We start from the raw sequence: 18,095 nt of genomic DNA, 5'->3' as shown, positions 1-18,095 counted from the left end.
GGTATGATGGCTGGCTGCCGATGGGCATGCCGTTCGATTTCGTCCGGACTAACCGGTTTCATTCGTCGCTTTCACGAGTATTACATGGCCCCAATCTTTGCCGACAGCAGCGTCGCCCGCTGGCTTCTGGTGCTGGTGATGGTCGCCGGTGTCTACTTCTTCATCGATTTCCTGATCCCCGTGCTGGCCGCCCTGATCATCTGCCTCGCCAGCTGGCCGCTCTATCGCCGACTACTGGCGAGCTGCGGGCAGCGCAAGACGCTCGCCGCCAGCATCGCGCTGGGGCTGATCATTCTATGCCTGGTGATTCCCATGGTGCTGGCCTCTACTTACGCCTTCCAGGAACTGAAAGGCTGGGTCGGCTGGCTGATGGTCGCCAACCAGCGCGGCATCCCGCCGCCGGCCTGGGTCGAACATCTGCCGGGCGTTGGGAATTGGCTGGCCGTACAGTGGCAGGATTATCTGGCCGAGCCTCACGCCCCCGAGTATCTGATTCAGCTGGTGGGCGGCGAGCATATCGGCAATATCTCGCGTTGGGTGCTGGCCTTGGGAAGCAACGCGCTGCATCTGGCACTGACGCTGCTGTTCATGCTGATCACGCTGTTCTTTCTCTACAAGGACGGCGCCGGCATGGCCCGTCAGCTGGATATCGTCGGCGAGCGGGTGCTGCCGGCGCGCTGGCAGCGTTTTTCGCGCGTGGTGCCGGCGACGGTCAGTTCGACGGTGATGGGCATGGGCCTGATCGCGCTCGGCGAGGGGCTGGTGCTCGGCACCGCCTACTGGATCGCCGGCATTCAATCGCCAGTGGTGCTCGGCGTGATTACCGCCTTCATGGCCCTGGTGCCCGGTGGCGCGCCGCTGACGTTCACGCTGGTGTCGCTCTATCTGCTGGCGACCGGGCATATGATCAACGGCGTCGGACTCTTCATCTGGGGCGCGTTCGAGCTCTTCGTCGTCGACAAGACGCTGCGCCCGCGGCTGGTTGGCGGCCCGATCAAGCTGCCCTTCCTGCCGACTTTCTTCGGCCTGATCGGCGGCGTGAAGACGATGGGAATCGTGGGGCTGTTCGTCGGCCCGGTGTTGATGGCGCTGCTGGTCGCCAGCTGGCGAGAGTGGCTGCATGACGACGATGCGCCGGATGCGCCGTCGGAGGCCGAGCGCTGGGGCTATGGCAGACGCAAGCCGATCGCACAGTCCAGCGGCGGCGATCAAGCCTCATCTTCGGACGAAGTATCGCGGGACGTCAGCGCCATGGCGAGCACGAACATGGACACCAACGTCGATATCAGCCGTTGAGCCATTGCGGCTAACGTTCGATCAGCGCGCCTAGCGTTCGAGCCGAAGGTGATGGCGCTTGAGCTTGCGGACCACGCTGGGCTGGCTGATGCCGAGACGCGCGGCCAGGGCATAGGTCGTGCGATGCGTCGCTATCAGCGCCTCCAGAATGCGGCGCTCGTGAGCGGCCATGGCCGCCTTGAGCCCCTGCTCCGGGGCGAGCACAGCGTTCATCGCCGGGTATCCCTCCACCTCGCTCTCGACACCCGCCGAGTCGTGGGGCGTGATAGCGGCGTCCGTCAGATTCGACGTCGACGCCCCCACGACGTTGCCTTCCGCCGATAGCCAGGCTCGTTCCAGCCAGTTTTCCAGCTCCCGGATATTGCCCGGCCAGTCATTGCTCATCAGCTCCGCCCAGGCACCGGGATGCAGCACCTTGTCCTGACCGTAGCGACGATTGAGCTGCTCGAGGTGGCGCTCGGCCAATCCGCGGATATCCTCTCGCCGGTCTCGCAGTGGCGGCAAGGTCACCGGAATCACGTTGAGCCGGTAGTAGAGATCGAGACGGAAGGTGCCCTCCTCGACCCGTTTGATCAGATCCTGGTTGGTCGCCACCACCAGGCGAAAATCGACCTGACGCGACTGGGTATCGCCCAGGCGCATCAACGAACCGTCCTGAATCACCTTGAGCAGCTTCGACTGCATCGACAGCGGCAGCTCGCCGATCTCGTCTAGAAACAGCGTACCGCCGTGAGCCTGCTCGAGGAGACCGGCCTTGCCCTGGCGCGACGCGCCGCTGAAGGCACCCGGCTGGTAACCGAACATCTCCGACTCGAACAGCGACTCCGGAATCGCCGCGCAATTGACGTCGACGAAGTCACCTTCGCGCCGTCGGCTCCAGCGATGCAGCTGCCGCGCGAAGGCCGTCTTGCCGACGCCCGATTCACCCAGCATCAAGACGGTGGCGTCGGTTGGCGCGCTGCGCTTCAGCAGGTGGACCATCTCGCGCATGATCCGGCTCTTTACCACCAGCTCGCCAACGGCGGTTTCCTCGTCTCCGGCGGGCTCGTGATGGCGCTTGAGATGCTCGGCAAATCGGCGCTGGAGAAGCGCGTATTCGTCCTGCAGCAGTTGGAGGTCGGTGAGATCCCGCGATCGACTGATCACGCGAATCAGCTCGCCGTGGGCGTAGACCGGAAACGCTTCGGCGATCACCTGGCGGCCGGTACCCGTACGCTGCATGATCTGCGCGGGCTGTCCGGTACGAATGACCTCGAGCGATACCGAGGGTGACAGCACCCCGCTGGCCTGCAGCGCCTGGACGGTCGTGGCGCGAAGTTCATCCCGACGCAAGCCGTAGACCGCGGCACTGCCCGGACTCACATCCAGAATATGGCCGTCGCTGTCGACGATGAACAGATGGTCCTGAGCCGTCTGGACCAGCGTCTCCAGCGTCAGCTGAGCCGCAGCGTCTTCCGTTTTCGTCGAATCCGTCATCCCTGCACCTTTTATCGGACGCACCTGTCGTCCGCTGGACCTTTCAGCGGCCGCACCTTTCATCATCGAAACTGGCATCAACCAAGGCCATGGAGAATCGGCATGATGAATCCGCTATCGATGCATTGTCGAATCATTAATCCATAAAAGTATCATTCAGACCCGCGCAATGATTCATTAATGAATCAACCGGCTCGCAGCATCGCGACATATCAGTCACTTACCGATTGGCATGATTCCTGCTGGTGTTTACTCGGTAATCACCACCGACAACCACAACACCCAGGATTCCCATGACCGACCGACCGCCATACAACCAGCCGCTCGGCGGCAACGAGATGCCTCGCTTCGGCGGGCCAGCCACGATGATGCGTCTGCCGACGCAGAAGAGCGCCGCAGGGCTGGACGCCTGCTTCGTCGGCATTCCAATGGATATCGGCACCTCCAATCGCCCGGGCACACGCTTCGGACCCCGCCAGATCCGCGATGAATCCCGGATGCTTCGCCCCTTCAACATGGCGACCCGTGCCGCGCCGTTCGAAAGTCTGCAGGTCGCCGACATCGGCGATGTGCCAATCAATACCTTCGATCTCAAGAAGAGCGTCGACATCATCGAGCGTTACTACGACGAGCTGCTGACCCACGACGTTATCCCGCTGACCCTGGGCGGCGACCATACTCTGTCGCTGCCGATCCTGCGCGCCATGACCAAGAAGCATGGCCCAGTGGGGCTGATCCACGTCGACGCCCACGCCGATATCAACGAGCACATGTTCGGTGAAGCCATCGCTCATGGCACGCCGTTCCGGCGCGCGGTCGAGGAAGGCCTGCTCGACTGCCATCGCGTCGCCCAGATCGGCCTGCGCGGCACGGGTTACTCCCCCGAGGAGTTCGACTGGGGCCGCCAGCAGGGATTTCGGGTGGAGCCGGCAGAAGCGTGCTGGCACAAGAGTCTGACACCGCTGATGGCGGAGATCCGCGAGAAGGTTCAGGGCGGCCCGGTCTACGTGACCTTCGATATCGACAGCCTCGACCCCGCTTATGCGCCGGGTACCGGAACCGTGGAGATCGGTGGCCTGACCATCCCCCAGGCGCTGGAGATCATCCGCGGCGCCCATGGCCTCGATATCGTCGGCTGCGACCTGGTCGAGGTCTCGCCACCCTACGACGCGCACGGCCAGACCGCCGTGGTCGCCGCCAACCTGCTGTTCGAGATGTTGTGCATTCTACCCGGCGTCAAACGGCGCTGAACGACACCGAGCAGTCATCCCCGACAAGATCGTCTTTCGACAATAACAACCGCCGCTGACTCAGCGGCAGGACAGGACAACATGATGCTGGATCTCTTCGTCGTCGCACTCTATGCGGTCGGTATGCTCGGCCTGGGCTGGTGGGGCATGAAACGTGCCCGTAACCGGGAAGACTACCTCGTTGCCGGCCGTCGTCTGGGGCCCGGCATGTATATCGGCACCCTGTCGGCAGTGGTGCTCGGTGGCGCGTCGACTGTGGGCACGGTCAGGCTCGGTTATACCTACGGGCTTTCCGGTCTGTGGCTCTGCGCCTCGCTCGGCCTGGGGCTGATCGTTTTGAGCGTGGTGTTAGCCAAACCGCTGATGAAACTCAAGCTCTACACCGTGACCCAGGTGCTCGAGCGCCGTTACAGCCCCGCCGCCAAGCTGATCAGCTCGATCATCATGTTCGCCTATGACTTGATGCTGGCGGTGACCTCGACGATCGGCATCGGTACCGTCCTGAGCGTGATCTTCGGCATGCCGGCCTGGCAGGCCGTCGTCATCGGCGGCGTGGTCGTGGTCATCTATTCGACGATCGGCGGCATGTGGTCGTTGACGCTGACCGACATCGTGCAGTTTCTGATCATGACCGTCGGCATGGTGGCGCTGCTGCTGCCGTTGACGATCGATTCGGTGGGGGGCTGGAGTGCGCTGCTGGAGAAGGCGCCGGCAACCAGCTTTTCGCTGACGGCGATCGGCTGGGACACGATCATCACCTACTTCGTCATCTACTTCCTGGGCATCCTGATCGGCCAGGATATCTGGCAGCGGGTCTTTACCGCGCGATCCAGCCGCGTGGCCCGCAGCGCCGGCACCTTCGCGGGCATCTACTGCATTCTCTACGGGATGATCGGTGCCGTGGTCGGTATCGCCGCCAGCGTCCTACTGCCCAATCTCGATGACGCCAACAACGCCTTCGCCGCCATCGCGCAACTGGCGCTACCGGACGGCATCCGCGGGCTGATCATCGCCGCCGCCATGGCCGCGATGATGTCGACTTCCAGCGCGGGTATGCTCGCCTCCTCGACACTGCTGACTCAGGACATCCTGCCAGCACTCCGCGGTGGCCGCGAGATCGAGGGTGTCAGGATCAATCGACTCTGCACCGGTCTGGTCGGCGTGGTCAGCGTCATCATCGCGATCAACGTCAGCGATGTCATCGGCGCGCTGACGGTCGCCTACAACCTGCTGGTCGGCGGCATGCTGATTCCCATGCTGGGGGCGCTGTTCTGGAAGCGATCGACCACCACCGGCGCCATTGCCAGTATGCTGGCCGGCTGCGCGGGCGTGATCGTCTTCATGCTGAAAGATGGTCTGCTGGCCAATACGCCGATCTATGCCGGCCTCGCCGCCGCGCTGCTGGCGTTCGTGGTCGGGAGCCTGCTCACTCGCCCTCAGCCGACGGCCTCTTCGACACCCTGATCGGGACTGGGTGCACACTCCAACGCAAAGCGCCCTGCCGGGATACCCCGACAGGGCGCTTCGTTTCGTGGCGCGTTCGAGAGCCAGTCGCTCGGCGGCTCGTCTAGACGCTGGCCTTGAGCTGCTGCGCCAGCGCCTTGTAGAGACGCGGGCCGGCGGCCATCAGACTGCCACCGTCTTCGACGCTGGGCGAGCCGTCGATAGCACCGGTCAGCGCACCCGCCTCTTTCAGCAGCAAGGAGCCGACCAGACGGTCCTGCTCTTCCAGCCCCATCACGAACACGGCGTCGGCACGGCCCGAGGCAAACTCGATCATGTCGAGCAGCGCACAGCCGGTACCGCTCAGCGTATCGATCTGCGGCCCCAAACGTTCGACCACGGTCAGATACTGCGGCAACCAGCGCGAGCGGCTGTCGAGCGCCGGCCAGGCCAGCGAGAGCCGAGCGCCCTCGACGTTGACCGTCTTGGAGACGCGCATGCGCTTGCCGTTACCCTGCGCGCCGCGACCACGGCTGATCAGGAATTCGTCATCGCTGAATGGCGACACGACCACCGCATGCTCCGGGCGCCCCTTGACCAGGCACACCATCGAGATCGCGAACTGGCGGTTCGCCACACCGAGATTGGACTCGCCGTGGATCGGCTCGATGTGCCACACGGTATCCTTGTCGGTGCCCTTGCCTTCGCGATAAGGCGTGTAGCGACCGGAAATCCCGTGTTGCGGATAACCGCGGGAGAGCTGATGAACGATCAGCGTTTCAGCGTTACGTGCCGTATCCTCGAGCAGATTGGCGGTTGCCTGCTCGTCGTGGTTGACCTCGAGACGGTCACGGATACGAACGAATTGCTCAGCGGCACTGCGAGCGGCGCGCAGCGCATATTGAACCATCGGATGCATGGATCTGGCCTTGGGGTGTCGGAGGCTGTTAAAGAACGCCGCGCAGTCTAGCAGAAGTCGGCCTTTCCAGTCATGCTAGACTACGCGTTTTCCCGCTTGCCCCAGCATTCGATCCGTACCCGATGCCTCTTTCACAGTGTCCCATGCCTCTTTCTATGCTCGACCGTATCCGTATCGTTCTCATCGGCACCAGCCATCCCGGCAATATCGGCGCCGCCACTCGCGCCATGCGCAACATGGGCCTCGAGGATCTCGCCCTGGTGACTCCCCGCTGCAACCCCAAGGATCTGGAGGCCTACTCGCGAGCTTCCGGGGCGACCACGCTGGTGGATAGCGCGCGACAATTCGACGCGCTCGAGGACGCCGTGGCCGACTGCACCCTGGTGGTGGGAGCGAGCGCTCGCTCCCGCCATCTGCCCTGGCCGATGGTCGGGCCCCGCGATCTGGCGGAGAGCCTGCCGAAAGCGCTGGAACCGACCGAGGCCCGCGTCGCGTTGGTGTTCGGTCGTGAGGACACCGGCCTGACCAACGCCGAGCTGCAGCGCTGCCATCAGCACGTGCACATCCCGACCAACCCTGACTTCAGCTCGCTGAACCTGGCCGCCGCCGTGCAGGTGCTCGCCTACGAGTGCCGCCAGGCGTTTCTGGCTCTGGAAGACGCTTCGTCGAGCGCCACGTCCGCGCCGGAGCGCGAAGTCGATCAGCCTTTCGGCGTGACCTGGGACAACCCGCCGGCGACCCACGCCGATCTCGAACGCTTTTTCGTCCATCTCGAGCAAACGCTGACGGCGATCGAATTCCACGACCCCGACAATCCCCGCCAATTGATGGCACGTCTGCGCCGGCTATTCATGCGCGCCCATCTCGACAGCATGGAAATGAACATTTTGCGCGGCATTCTGGGAACGATCGACAAGCGGCTGCACGACAAGTCCTGATTCGACATGGCTGGATGGCGATTCCAGAAGGCAGCGCGGCGGCGGCGGAATGGTTGACCGAATTACTGGGTTTTTCCATAATGTCGACACCGATGCAGCGACAGCCGATACTCGCCAATGCGTTTGACCACCAAAGGGCGCTACGCCGTCACCGCCATGCTCGATCTGGCGCTCAACGCCGATCAGGGCCCGGTATGCCTGGCGGATATCTCCAGGCGGCAGGATATTTCGCTGTCCTATCTCGAGCAGCTGTTCGCGCGGCTACGCCGGGCCAAGCTCGTCAGCAGCGTACGCGGACCGGGCGGCGGCTATCTGCTGGGCATGGCGCCCGCCGAGATTTCCGTGGCCGGCGTGATCGACGCGGTCAACGAGTCGATCGATGCGACGCGCTGCCACGGACAGGCGGATTGTCATCAGGGCAGCAAGTGCATCACGCATCATCTGTGGTGCGATCTCTCCGACGAGATCCAGCGCTTCCTGAGCGATATCAGCCTGCTGGAGCTGGTGCATCGCGAACAGGCCCGCTCGACCACGCGACGCGAACCCGACGTGCGCTCACTCGCCGACGACGCTGCCACGATCACGGTGTCGTCGCACTAGGCAAACGCCTGCGAGCGAATACGCTTTAGCGTCTTTTGTTCTCTAGGCTTCAGCGTATTTTGTTCTAATGTATCGGGTCCGATTTCCTTTCGATCGACTGCCAGAGATCTTGCGTGCCATGAGTGCTCCGATTTATCTCGACTACGCCGCCACCACCCCGACCGACCCGCGCGTGGCCGAACAGATGATGCGCCACCTGACGATGGACGGGGTCTATGCCAATCCGGCCTCGCGCAGCCACATGCCGGGATGGTTGGCCGAGCAGGCGGTGGAGAACGCTCGCCGTCAGGTCGCCGACCTGATCGGTGCCGACCCGCGCGAGATCGTCTGGACTTCCGGCGCGACCGAGGCGGACAACCTGGCGCTGACCGGTTTCATGCGCGCCAACCGCGCTCGGGGCCGTCACCTGGTGACGTCGATCATCGAGCACAAGGCGGTCGTGGACACCGCGATCGCGCTGGAGAGAGAAGGATTCGAGGTCACCTGGCTGACGCCGGGCCACGACGGGCGTATCGAACCGGGCCAGCTGCGCGAGGCGATGCGCCAGGACACCGCCCTGGTCTCGCTGATGGCGGTGAATAACGAGCTCGGCAGCGTCAACGATCTCACCGCCCTCGCTGCCGTCGCGCACGAGTTCGGCGCCCGCTTTCATGTCGATGCCGCGCAGGCCTGCGGACGGCTCGCGCTCGATGTGCAAGCCATGGGCATCGATATGATGTCGCTCTCGGCGCACAAGGCCTACGGCCCCAAGGGTATCGGCGCGCTTTACGTGCGTCGCGATCCGGACCTGCGCATCGAGGCGCTGATCCACGGCGGCGGCCACGAGCGCGGCATGCGCTCCGGCACGCTGCCGACGCATCAGATCGTGGGCATGGGCGAAGCCTTCATGCTGGCCCGCGACGAGCGCGAAGCCGACGGCGCCCACGTCCGCGCGTTGCGCCAACGTTTTCTCGACGGCCTGGCGGACTGCGGCGGCATTCATAACCACTCGCCGCTGGACCAGGCCGTACCCAACATCGTCAACCTGGCTTTCGACGGCGTCGACGGCGAATCGCTACTGATGGCGCTGCGGGGGCTGGCCGTCTCCACGGGATCGGCCTGTAATTCGGCCAGCGTGGCACCGTCCTACGTTCTCGAGGGCATCGGCGTTCCGCATCGGCAGGCACTGGCCTCGATTCGCTTCAGTTTTGGTCGCTTCACCACCCTCGAAGAGATCGACGCGGCCGTCGCCGACATACGCCGCGCCCTGAGTGGGTTGCGTCAACCCGCCAAAGCCGCCATGAATCATCGTTAGAGGAACGGCAGTTGCCGTTCGTCTTCGGCAGGAGAAATACCATGCAGAACATTACCATCAGTGAATCCGCCGCCACCCAGATTCGCCACGTGCTCGAAGAGCGCGGCGGTGGCCTGGGCCTTCGCGTGGCGATCAAGCCGAGCGGCTGCTCCGGTTACAGCTACGTGCTCGATATCGCCGACGACCTGCGCGCCGAAGATGTCGAGTTCGAAGAGCGCGGGGTCAAGGTACTGGTCGACCGGGAAGCGCTGAACGTTCTCGACGGCACCGAGGTCGACTACGTCAGCGAAGGGCTCAATCGCTTCTTCCGCTTCAACAATCCCAACGTCACCGACGAGTGCGGCTGCGGCGAAAGCTTCAACGTTTGAGCTCCGCCCCGATCGTCCCGGCCCGGTCTGCCCGGTGCTCTTTGATCGCCGCTCGCTGACCGACGCTTGCTGATCGACGCATCCCGACCAACGAGGCCGGGATGCGTCGGCCAAGGGCTTGCGCTACAATGGCGCGATTTTTCGGACGGGGCGTTGTGGCCGGGAATGAATGGTTCGGCATGAACCTTCGCCTCGCCTCATCTACCTATTTTTTTCCGCTCGCGACAATCGCGATCGATTCATTATCAATGCACTACTACCAGGAGACCTAAATTCATGGCCACCGAGCGCACGCTTTCCATCATCAAGCCCGATGCCGTTGCCAAGAACGTGATCGGCGACATCTACAGCCGCTTCGAAAAAGCCGGTCTGCAGATCGTCGGCGCCAAGATGCTGCACCTTTCCAAGGAGCAGGCGGAAGGTTTCTATGCCGAGCACGCCGAGCGCGGTTTCTTCGCCGATCTGGTCGGCTTCATGACCTCCGGTCCGGTGATGGTCCAGGTGCTCGAAGGTGAAGGCGCGATCGCTAAGAACCGCGAGCTGATGGGTGCCACCAATCCCAAGGAAGCCGCGCCGGGCACCATCCGCGCCGACTTCGCGTCCTCCATCGACGCCAACGCCGCGCACGGTTCCGACGCACCGGAATCCGCCGCTCGCGAAATCAGCTATTTCTTCAAGGATGACGAACTCTGCTCGCGCAGCTGATTCGTCGACCGACCGGCCTTCAGGGCCGGTCGGCCTTCTCCGTCCCAGCACACCCCGCCACTCTCGAGCCGATTCCGTTGCCATGACCGCTGCCACCGCTACTCCGCGCACCAATCTATTGGGGCTCTCCCGCGAGCAGATGGAGACGTTCTTCGTCTCTCTGGGCGAGAAGAAATTTCGCGCTGCCCAGGTCATGAAGTGGATTCATCAGGAAGGTTGCGACGACTTCGAGTCGATGACCAACCTTTCCAAGTCACTGCGTGGCCGCCTGGCAGAACATGCCGAGATCCGTGGCCCGAACGTGGTTTACGAAGGCACCTCCAGCGACGGCACCCGCAAATGGGTGCTGGAAGTCGAGGACGGGAGCTACGTCGAAACCGTGCTGATTCCGGCCGACAACGGCGCGCGGCGTACGCTGTGCGTGTCGTCCCAGGTCGGCTGCTCGCTGGACTGCAGCTTCTGCTCCACCGGCAAGCAGGGTTTTCAGCGCAACCTGACCAGCGCCGAGATCATCGGCCAGGTGTGGGTGGCCCAGCAGCGTGCCGGCGGCCGCATGAGCGCCCCCGACGGACGCAAGGCGATCACCAACGTGGTGATGATGGGCATGGGCGAACCTCTGCTCAACTATGACAATGTGGTGCCGTCGATGAAGCTGATGCTCGACGACAACGCCTACGGCATGTCCAAGCGCCGCGTGACGCTATCGACTTCCGGCGTCGTGCCGATGATCGACAAGCTGGGCGACGACATCGATGTGAGCCTGGCGATTTCGCTACACGCCGCCAATGACGAGCTACGCAACGAGCTGGTGCCGCTCAACCGCAAGTACAACATCCGCACGCTGCTGGATGCGTGCCATCGCTACCTCGCCAAGTGCGAGACGACGCGTCATGTCACCATCGAGTACACCCTGATCAAGGACGTCAACGACCAGCAGATACACGCCGAGGAACTGGTGGCGCTGCTCGCGGAGTTGCCGTGCAAGATCAACCTGATCCCGTTCAACCCGTTCCCGCACTCGGGTTACGAAAAGCCTTCGCGCAATCAAGTGATGCGCTTTCAAAGCTGGCTTTACGAGCTGGGCCACACGGCCATGGTGCGCACCACCCGCGGTGACGATATCGATGCCGCCTGCGGCCAGCTGGTAGGTAAGGTCAAGGATCGCACCAAGCGTCACGAGCGCTACATCCAGTCGATCCAGCTGGATGCCGACTGAACGCTTGGGCATGAAGTCGCTATGCGGCCGTCAATGTCTGCCGCAGCCATCGATGTCGCCATCACCTCGAGCGGGCCTCGCCTTGACTTCGACTCGGTGCGGCGCTTTGATGGGAGCCCCAAAACCGCTTTGTTTTCAGTTGCTCGGGATTCGACCTTTGGCTCGTCGCTGTCTCGAAACGTGGGAGAGCCGCGCATGACCCGCTCATCTCGTTGGTGTTCGATACGATCGCTGTGTATCGCGACGGGAGTCGTATGTCTGGCGGGGGCGCTGTGTCTATCGAGTGGCTGCGCCACGGCGGTTTCATCCAACGGACCGAAACAGGATAGCCCTGAGGACGCGGCGGCAGCCTACACCCGCCTGGGCAAGGCGTATCTCGCCGAGGGCAATCTGCCCCGCGCGCAGCAGGCCCTGAATCATGCCGTCGATCTCGACGCCGGCGACAGTGGCGCCCTGGAAGGTCTGGCCCTGCTCTATCAACGTCAGCAAGAGCTGGACCTGGCCGACGACTTTTTCCAGAAAGCCCTGAAAGCCGACCCCGAGGCAACGCGCATTCGCAACAATTATGCGGCCCTTCTGTACCAGCGTGAACAGTACGCCCAGGCGTGCGAGCAACTGGCCGTTGCCAGTCAGGATATCAACTACACCCAAAGAGCCCAGCTGTTCGCGAATCTGGGCCAATGCGAAACCGCCAACGGCGATGCGACTGCCGCTCAGCAGTACTACGAGCGCGCCCTCGATATCGATACGCGCAACGCGCGCAGCCTGTTGGCGCTGGCTCGCATCGATCACACGCAGGGTAACGACGAACGCGCCTGGGAACGCCTGCAGCGTTATTTCACCGTGGCCGGCACCGACGACGATAGCCTGCGACTGGCGAGTGACATCGCCAGTGCGCAAGGAGATTCGACTCGTGCGGCCTTTTACCGTCAGCAGCTCGGCGGCTCCTGAGGCGATCAGAACCCCTTACTCGAGCCCGTGCTCGGAAAAGATCAAAAGGATTTTCGCCCATGAGCGAAATGAACGAACCATCAGTCAAGCAGCAAGACGCACCAGCCCCGTCTCACGAAACGGCGGGCCACATGCTTCGAAGCGAGCGCGAACGCCAGGGGCTGAGCCTCGAGGATGCCGCGCTGCAGCTCAATCTGCGCCCGATCGTCGTCTCCGGGCTCGAGGAAGACCGCTTCGACCAGGTACCGATCGCTGCCTACCGCCGGGGCTACGTGCGATCTTACGCGCGCCTGCTGGGAATCGACGAGACCCGTGTTGTCAATGCTTACGACGCCACCCATGGTCGCGGCGACATGGAGCGTAAACTCGGCGTGGTTCACACCACCCGGGCGCCTTCCCGAGTCGGCCCGTGGATCTTTCGCCTGTTTACCCTATTGGTCATCATTGGTCTGATATCGTTGACGTTGCTGTGGTGGCAAAGCCGGGAAGGCAACGACATCTTCGGGGGGGGCAGCGACGACAGCCCCATCGCCGTCGATCGCCTGAACGACGAAGGCAACAATGACGCCGCGAACGCTACCGACGCCGGCAGCTCGAATGGCAACAGCACCGGCACCGATAGCTCGGCGATGACACCCAATACCGACACCCAGTTGCCGCCACTGCCGACGCAGCAGAATACGCCGACGACCGGCGCCGATGACGCAACGGCCGCGCGCGGCAACGACAACGCCACGGGCGTCTCCGCCTCGGCGGAAACGACAACACCGAGCGACGACGCACGCCAGGCTGCACAGGCCAGTTCCGCGGCGGTAGGCGACGAAACTTCGGCGGCGAATGATGACACGGCGGCCGCGGACGCCAGCGACAACGAGCTCTCCCTGACTTTCAGCCAGGAGTCATGGACCGAGATCTATGATGCCAACGACGACCGAATTTTCAGCGGGCTCCAGTCCGCCGACAGTCAGGCAACCGCGGAAGGCGAACCGCCCTTTCGTCTGACCATCGGCAACGCCAGTGGCGTGACGCTCGAATATCGCGGCAAGTCGGTCGATCTGAGCCAATACACGGGCGGCAACAATGTCGCTCGCTTCACCCTGGGAGACTGAGAAGCGCCATGCAGATGCCATCTCCGATCACCCGTCGTCTTTCTCGACAGATCCATGTCGGTAACGTGCCTGTCGGCGGCGGTGCCCCCATCGCCGTACAGAGCATGACCAACACCGATACCAACGACGTCGCCGCCACCGTAGGCCAGATCCAGCGCCTGCAGCAGGCCGGCGCCGATATCGTGCGGGTATCGGTGCCCGACATGGATGCCGCCGAAGCCTTCGGCAAGATCAAGCAGCAAGTCAGCGTGCCGCTGGTTGCCGACATCCATTTCGACTACAAGATCGCCCTGCGCGTAGCCGAACTCGGTGTCGACTGCCTGCGCATCAACCCCGGCAATATCGGCCGCGAGGATCGCGTCCGCGCGGTCGTCGATGCGGCCCGCCATCACGGCATCCCGATCCGCATCGGCGTCAACGCCGGCTCGCTGGAGAAGGATCTGCAGAAAAAATATGGCGAGCCGACCCCGGAAGCGCTGGTTGAATCGGCGATGCGCCATATCGACCACCTCGACCGGCTCGATTTCCACGACTTCAAGGTCAGCGTCAAGGCCAGCGACGTCTTCATGGCCGTGGCCGCCTACCGGCTGCTGGCCAAGCAGATCGAACAGCCGCTGCACCTCGGCATCACCGAAGCCGGTGGCCTGCGCTCGGGCACGGTGAAATCATCGATCGGCCTCGGCATGCTGCTGATGGACGGCATCGGTGACACGATCCGCGTCTCGCTCGCCGCGGATCCGGTCGAGGAGATCAAGGTCGGCTTCGACATGCTGAAGAGCCTCAAGCTGCGCGCCAAGGGCATCAACTTCATTGCCTGCCCGAGTTGCTCGCGTCAGAACTTCGACGTCATCGCCACCATGAATGCTCTCGAGACGCGTCTCGAGGACGTGATGACACCGCTCAACGTCTCGGTGATCGGTTGCGTGGTCAACGGCCCCGGCGAAGCCAAGGAGACCGACATCGGCCTCACCGGCGGCAGCCCGGCCAACCTGGTCTACATCGACGGCAAGCCGGCCAGCAAGCTGCGCAACGACCATCTGGTCGACGATCTCGAAGCGCTGATCCGCCAGAAGGCCAAAGAGAAAGAGAGCCAGGAAGACGCCGTCATTGCCCGCGGGGCGTGAACACGCGAGGTGCCAGCGCGTGTCCGCGAGGCTTGATGCGTCGCCATTCTCGATCCGGGAATCACCGACGAACGCCCAGGCAGGCCGCCTGTGGCGTTTTGCTATAAGCAGGAGTGTCAGTTGAGCAACAAACTACAAGCCATTCGTGGCATGAACGATCTGCTGCCGGACCAGTCACCCGCGTGGCAATACCTCGAACGGCAGCTGCGCTCACTGGTGGATCGCTACGATTATCGCGAGATCCGCACGCCGATCGTCGAACCGACGGTGCTGTTTGCCCGCTCCATCGGCGAGGCAACCGATGTGGTCGAGAAGGAGATGTATACCTTCGACGATCGCAATGGCGAAAGCCTGACACTGCGTCCGGAAAATACGGCCGCCGTCGTGCGCGCCGCGATGGAACATGGTCTGCTCCACAACCAGACCCAGCGGCTCTGGTACATGGGCCCGATGTTCCGTTACGAGCGCCCTCAGAAAGGCCGCTATCGCCAGTTTCATCAGATCGGCATCGAAGCTTACGGCATGACCGGCCCCGATATCGATGCCGAGATCATTCTGCTCTCCGCCCGCCTGTGGCGTCAGCTCGGCATGGCCGACCACGTGACGCTCGAGCTCAATTCGCTGGGTTCGCCGGAGGCGCGCGCTGCCTATCGTGAATCCCTGGTGGCCTACTTCGAGTCTCACCGCGAGGTGCTCGACGAGGATTCACAGCGCCGCTTGATCACCAATCCGCTGCGCATCCTCGACTCCAAGAATCCGGCCATGGGCGAGATGCTCGCCGGTGCGCCGCAGCTGCTGGATCATCTCGACGACGAATCCCGCGAGCACTTCGAACGGCTCAAGTCGACGCTAGACGCCGCCGGTATCGAATACCGCATCAATCCGCGACTGGTGCGCGGCCTCGACTACTACTCGCGCACGGTGTTCGAGTGGACCACCACGGCCCTCGGCAGTCAGGGTACGGTCTGTGGTGGCGGTCGCTACGACGGTCTGGTCGAACAGCTCGGCGGCAAACCCACGCCCGGCGTGGGCTTCGCCATTGGTCTCGAACGCCTCATGCTGCTGCTCGAAACGCTCGAGCTGGTCCCCGAAGAGGCCAAGGGCGGTGCCGATGCCTACCTGCTGGCGATGGGCGAATCCGCCGAGCGTGAAGCCCTGCTGCTGGGCGAGCGTCTGCGCGATGCTCTGCCCGAGCTGCGTCTTCAGGTACACTGCGGCGGCGGTAGCTTCAAGAGCCAGATCCGGCGCGCCGATCGCAGCGGTGCCCGGTTCGCGCTGATTCTGGGTGAAGACGAAATCGCCAACGCGCGACTGACATTGAAGCCGCTGCGCGACGACAGCGAACAGCAGACACTCGCTCAGGACGAGGCCATCGCCTGGCTCGGCCGACAGTTCGCCTGAGTGGGACGAGAGCGACTGGTTCAAAACCCAGACTCGGCGGCGAACGAATGCCGTGAAGGCGCGGGTGCCGTGTTGCTGGCCATAGCCGTTTTGGAACGAATTAAGGAGACCGCCCGTGGCGGAGCTTAGGACCGAAGAAGAGCAGCTGGACGCGATCAAGGAATGGTGGAAATCCAACGGTAGCGCCCTGCTGGTCGGCATTGTCATCGCCGCCGCCGGCGTCTTTGGCTGGCAGGCGTGGCAGCGCCATCAGGAAGGCCAGTCTGCCGAAGCCTCCAACAGCTATCAGCAGCTGATCGCCATCGCCAGCAGCGATACGCTCGACGACAATGCCCGCAAGCAGGCTTTCGACCTTGCCGACGGCTTGCAGAGCGATCACGGCGATACGCTGTATGCCGATCTGGCCGGCCTGCTGGAAGCCAAGATCGCCGTCAATGCCGACGACACCGATCGCGCCCGCGAGGCGCTCAACGATGTCGTCGACGACAGCGACCGCCCCTATATGCAGGGCCTGGCTCGAATCGACCTGGCGCGCCTGCAGATCGCCGGCGACGACCCGAGTCAGGCGCTCGAGACCCTCGAAGATGCCGTGCCCGGCCCGCTCGAAGCGCAGCGCCAGAACGTGCTCGGCGACGCCTATCTGGCGCTCGAGCGTCCCGATGACGCGCGCAAGGCCTATCAGCAGGCACAAAGTCTGGCGCAGGATGCCGACCAGACCATCTATGGCCTGCAGCTCAAGCTAGACGATCTCGGTGCGGAGGACGCTACCCAATGAAATTGACCCACCTACTTCTGCCTCTGGGGTTGACCGCCACGCTGCTGGCCGGCTGTGCCGGTAGCGTCGAGCCGCAGTATCCGCCCAAGCCGCTTCAGGACTTCACACCCAAGGTCAGCCTCGACGAGCGCTGGGATCAGGGCATCGGCGAGGGCCTGGGCCGCGCCCGCTACCCGCTCACGCCGATCGTCGACAACGGCACGATCTATGCGGTCGACGAGACCGGGGATCTTCGTGCCATCGGTACCGACGACGGCGAGACCGAGTGGGACGTCGAGCTTGGCACGCCGATCTCCAGCGGAATCGGCGCCGACAGCACCCATCTCTATATCGGTACGCGCAATGGTGAAGTCCTGGCCGTGAGCCGCGATGACGGCAGCGTCGACTGGAAGTCGCGTGTTTCCAGCGAAGTGCTGGCCGCACCGCAGGTCAACAGCGAGCTCGTCGTGGTGCAGAGTGTCGACGGTGCGGTGACGGCCCTCGACCGTCTCGACGGCAGCGAGAAGTGGGTCTATTCGAGCTCGCAGCCGGCGTTGACGCTGCGCGGCACCGGCGCGCCCCGCGTCATCGAACCGGTGTCGTTCGCCGGGTTTGCCAACGGTCGCCTGGTGACGCTGGACAATCGCAGCGGCCAGCCGCTATGGGACATGCGCGTCGCCGTACCCAAGGGACGTACCGAAGTCGATCAGCTCGTCGATCTCGACGGCCAGCCGGTGCTGACCCAGGACGGCCGCCTGTTCGTGACCAGCTACAACGGTCGCCTGCTGGCGTTGGAAGCCACATCGGGCAAGGTACTGTGGGAGCATGAAGAGTCCAGCTACCTGACGCCGCTGGTGGTGGGGAATTACCTGTTCACGGTTAATGCCGCCAGCCACGTTATCGCCATCGAGGCCGATACCGGCCGCGTGATGTGGGATTCCGACACGCTCGAGGGTCGCTCGCTGACCGCGCCCGCGTTCGTCGACGGCAACATCGCCGTGGGCGACTACGAAGGCTACATCCACCTCATCGACGCCTCGACCGGAGAGATGAGCGGCCGCGAAGAACTTGGCGGCGACGGCCTGACACTGCCATTGCTGACCGGTGATCGGCGCATCTACGCGCTGAGCAACGACGGCACGCTGGCAGCCTACGACCTCGAGACGCTTTCCGATCGCAACTGATCGTACCCGAAAGCCCTCTATCGGCCCCGCCTATGCGGGGCCGATTGCGTTGTAGCGAACCGGATCC

Annotated in this window: 17 protein-coding genes; 15 read left to right on the top strand and 2 right to left on the bottom strand. The window is 63.5% G+C overall.

Annotated features, from left to right (window positions below; genetic code table 11):
- Positions 1-84: 84 nt before the first annotated feature.
- A complete protein-coding gene (locus tag DOM58_RS10755; protein ID WP_110692818.1) occupies positions 85-1,296 on the top strand; it encodes an AI-2E family transporter in 1,212 nt (403 codons plus the stop codon).
- Positions 1,297-1,326: 30 nt separating this feature from the next.
- Here the strand turns inward: DOM58_RS10755 and DOM58_RS10750 are convergent, their stop codons facing one another.
- Entirely contained in the window at positions 1,327-2,772 is a 1,446-nt protein-coding gene (locus DOM58_RS10750; RefSeq protein ID WP_110692817.1) for a sigma-54 interaction domain-containing protein, read from the bottom strand.
- Positions 2,773-3,065: 293 nt separating this feature from the next.
- Here DOM58_RS10750 and speB point away from each other — a divergent pair, with 293 nt between their 5' ends.
- Together speB and DOM58_RS10740 are read left to right on the top strand one after the other, a co-directional pair.
- Positions 3,066-4,022, top strand: coding sequence for an agmatinase (speB, locus tag DOM58_RS10745; protein ID WP_110692816.1), 957 nt, complete (start codon positions 3,066-3,068; stop codon positions 4,020-4,022).
- 81 nt (positions 4,023-4,103) lie between these two features.
- Positions 4,104-5,486, top strand: coding sequence for a sodium:solute symporter family protein (locus DOM58_RS10740; RefSeq protein ID WP_110692815.1), 1,383 nt, complete (start codon positions 4,104-4,106; stop codon positions 5,484-5,486).
- A gap of 103 nt (positions 5,487-5,589) precedes the next feature.
- On the opposite strand, the gene DOM58_RS10735 is transcribed toward DOM58_RS10740, so the two are convergent.
- The gene (locus tag DOM58_RS10735; protein WP_110692814.1) at positions 5,590-6,384 is read right to left on the bottom strand and encodes an inositol monophosphatase family protein; all 795 of its coding nucleotides are present in this window, start codon (positions 6,382-6,384) and stop codon (positions 5,590-5,592) included.
- Positions 6,385-6,539: 155 nt separating this feature from the next.
- Here DOM58_RS10735 and DOM58_RS10730 point away from each other — a divergent pair, with 155 nt between their 5' ends.
- The 12 genes from DOM58_RS10730 (at position 6,540) to bamB (ending at position 18,028) form a co-directional block, all read left to right on the top strand.
- Positions 6,540-7,322 carry an RNA methyltransferase gene (locus DOM58_RS10730; protein WP_110692813.1) on the top strand — a complete coding sequence of 261 codons (783 nt, stop codon included), beginning with the start codon at positions 6,540-6,542 and terminating at the stop codon, positions 7,320-7,322.
- Positions 7,323-7,439: 117 nt separating this feature from the next.
- Positions 7,440-7,922, top strand: coding sequence for a Fe-S cluster assembly transcriptional regulator IscR (iscR, locus tag DOM58_RS10725; RefSeq protein ID WP_110692812.1), 483 nt, complete (start codon positions 7,440-7,442; stop codon positions 7,920-7,922).
- A 118-nt stretch (positions 7,923-8,040) separates the two neighbouring features.
- On the top strand, positions 8,041-9,216 hold the full coding sequence (locus DOM58_RS10720; protein WP_075562633.1) for an aminotransferase class V-fold PLP-dependent enzyme: 1,176 nt from the start codon (positions 8,041-8,043) through the stop codon (positions 9,214-9,216).
- A gap of 41 nt (positions 9,217-9,257) precedes the next feature.
- Positions 9,258-9,584 carry a HesB/IscA family protein gene (locus tag DOM58_RS10715; RefSeq protein ID WP_110692811.1) on the top strand — a complete coding sequence of 109 codons (327 nt, stop codon included), beginning with the start codon at positions 9,258-9,260 and terminating at the stop codon, positions 9,582-9,584.
- A gap of 276 nt (positions 9,585-9,860) precedes the next feature.
- The gene (ndk, locus tag DOM58_RS10710; RefSeq protein WP_075562635.1) at positions 9,861-10,289 is read left to right on the top strand and encodes a nucleoside-diphosphate kinase; all 429 of its coding nucleotides are present in this window, start codon (positions 9,861-9,863) and stop codon (positions 10,287-10,289) included.
- Between the two features lie 82 nt (positions 10,290-10,371).
- Positions 10,372-11,505, top strand: coding sequence for a dual-specificity RNA methyltransferase RlmN (gene rlmN / locus DOM58_RS10705; protein ID WP_110692810.1), 1,134 nt, complete (start codon positions 10,372-10,374; stop codon positions 11,503-11,505).
- A 195-nt stretch (positions 11,506-11,700) separates the two neighbouring features.
- The gene (gene pilW, locus DOM58_RS10700; RefSeq protein WP_110692809.1) at positions 11,701-12,456 is read left to right on the top strand and encodes a type IV pilus biogenesis/stability protein PilW; all 756 of its coding nucleotides are present in this window, start codon (positions 11,701-11,703) and stop codon (positions 12,454-12,456) included.
- A gap of 131 nt (positions 12,457-12,587) precedes the next feature.
- Positions 12,588-13,565 carry a RodZ domain-containing protein gene (locus DOM58_RS10695; RefSeq protein ID WP_245392234.1) on the top strand — a complete coding sequence of 326 codons (978 nt, stop codon included), beginning with the start codon at positions 12,588-12,590 and terminating at the stop codon, positions 13,563-13,565.
- 8 nt (positions 13,566-13,573) lie between these two features.
- Positions 13,574-14,689, top strand: coding sequence for a flavodoxin-dependent (E)-4-hydroxy-3-methylbut-2-enyl-diphosphate synthase (gene ispG / locus DOM58_RS10690; protein WP_075562638.1), 1,116 nt, complete (start codon positions 13,574-13,576; stop codon positions 14,687-14,689).
- A 120-nt stretch (positions 14,690-14,809) separates the two neighbouring features.
- On the top strand, positions 14,810-16,090 hold the full coding sequence (hisS, locus tag DOM58_RS10685) for a histidine--tRNA ligase (RefSeq protein WP_110692808.1): 1,281 nt from the start codon (positions 14,810-14,812) through the stop codon (positions 16,088-16,090).
- A gap of 115 nt (positions 16,091-16,205) precedes the next feature.
- Positions 16,206-16,865, top strand: a complete 660-nt coding sequence (locus tag DOM58_RS10680; RefSeq protein ID WP_075562640.1) for a YfgM family protein — start codon at positions 16,206-16,208, stop codon at positions 16,863-16,865.
- Positions 16,862-18,028, top strand: a complete 1,167-nt coding sequence (gene bamB, locus DOM58_RS10675; protein ID WP_075562641.1) for an outer membrane protein assembly factor BamB — start codon at positions 16,862-16,864, stop codon at positions 18,026-18,028. Before DOM58_RS10680 ends, bamB begins: the two co-directional genes overlap by 4 nt.
- The last annotated feature ends 67 nt before the right edge of the window (positions 18,029-18,095 follow it).

It is taken from the genome of Salinicola halophyticus (assembly GCF_003206695.1).
GTDB classification, from domain to species: domain Bacteria; phylum Pseudomonadota; class Gammaproteobacteria; order Pseudomonadales; family Halomonadaceae; genus Salinicola; species Salinicola halophyticus.
Note: the sequence above shows the minus strand (reverse complement) of the source record. Positions and strands in the feature narration are given on the sequence as shown.

Bases quoted from the DNA above. Each gene is read 5' to 3' on its own strand.
- rlmN (WP_110692810.1), top strand. From the start codon at position 10,372: ATGACCGCTGCCACCGCTACTCCGCGCACCAATCTATTGGGGCTCTCC.
- DOM58_RS10730 (WP_110692813.1), top strand. From the start codon at position 6,540: ATGCTCGACCGTATCCGTATCGTTCTCATCGGCACCAGCCATCCCGGC.
- iscR (WP_110692812.1), top strand. From the start codon at position 7,440: ATGCGTTTGACCACCAAAGGGCGCTACGCCGTCACCGCCATGCTCGAT.
- DOM58_RS10750 (WP_110692817.1), bottom strand. From the start codon at position 2,772: ATGACGGATTCGACGAAAACGGAAGACGCTGCGGCTCAGCTGACGCTG.
- DOM58_RS10695 (WP_245392234.1), top strand. From the start codon at position 12,588: ATGCTTCGAAGCGAGCGCGAACGCCAGGGGCTGAGCCTCGAGGATGCC.
- bamB (WP_075562641.1), top strand. From the start codon at position 16,862: ATGAAATTGACCCACCTACTTCTGCCTCTGGGGTTGACCGCCACGCTG.
- DOM58_RS10740 (WP_110692815.1), top strand. From the start codon at position 4,104: ATGATGCTGGATCTCTTCGTCGTCGCACTCTATGCGGTCGGTATGCTC.
- DOM58_RS10755 (WP_110692818.1), top strand. From the start codon at position 85: ATGGCCCCAATCTTTGCCGACAGCAGCGTCGCCCGCTGGCTTCTGGTG.
- ispG (WP_075562638.1), top strand. From the start codon at position 13,574: ATGCAGATGCCATCTCCGATCACCCGTCGTCTTTCTCGACAGATCCAT.
- speB (WP_110692816.1), top strand. From the start codon at position 3,066: ATGACCGACCGACCGCCATACAACCAGCCGCTCGGCGGCAACGAGATG.
- ndk (WP_075562635.1), top strand. From the start codon at position 9,861: ATGGCCACCGAGCGCACGCTTTCCATCATCAAGCCCGATGCCGTTGCC.
- DOM58_RS10715 (WP_110692811.1), top strand. From the start codon at position 9,258: ATGCAGAACATTACCATCAGTGAATCCGCCGCCACCCAGATTCGCCAC.
- pilW (WP_110692809.1), top strand. From the start codon at position 11,701: ATGACCCGCTCATCTCGTTGGTGTTCGATACGATCGCTGTGTATCGCG.
- DOM58_RS10735 (WP_110692814.1), bottom strand. From the start codon at position 6,384: ATGCATCCGATGGTTCAATATGCGCTGCGCGCCGCTCGCAGTGCCGCT.
- DOM58_RS10720 (WP_075562633.1), top strand. From the start codon at position 8,041: ATGAGTGCTCCGATTTATCTCGACTACGCCGCCACCACCCCGACCGAC.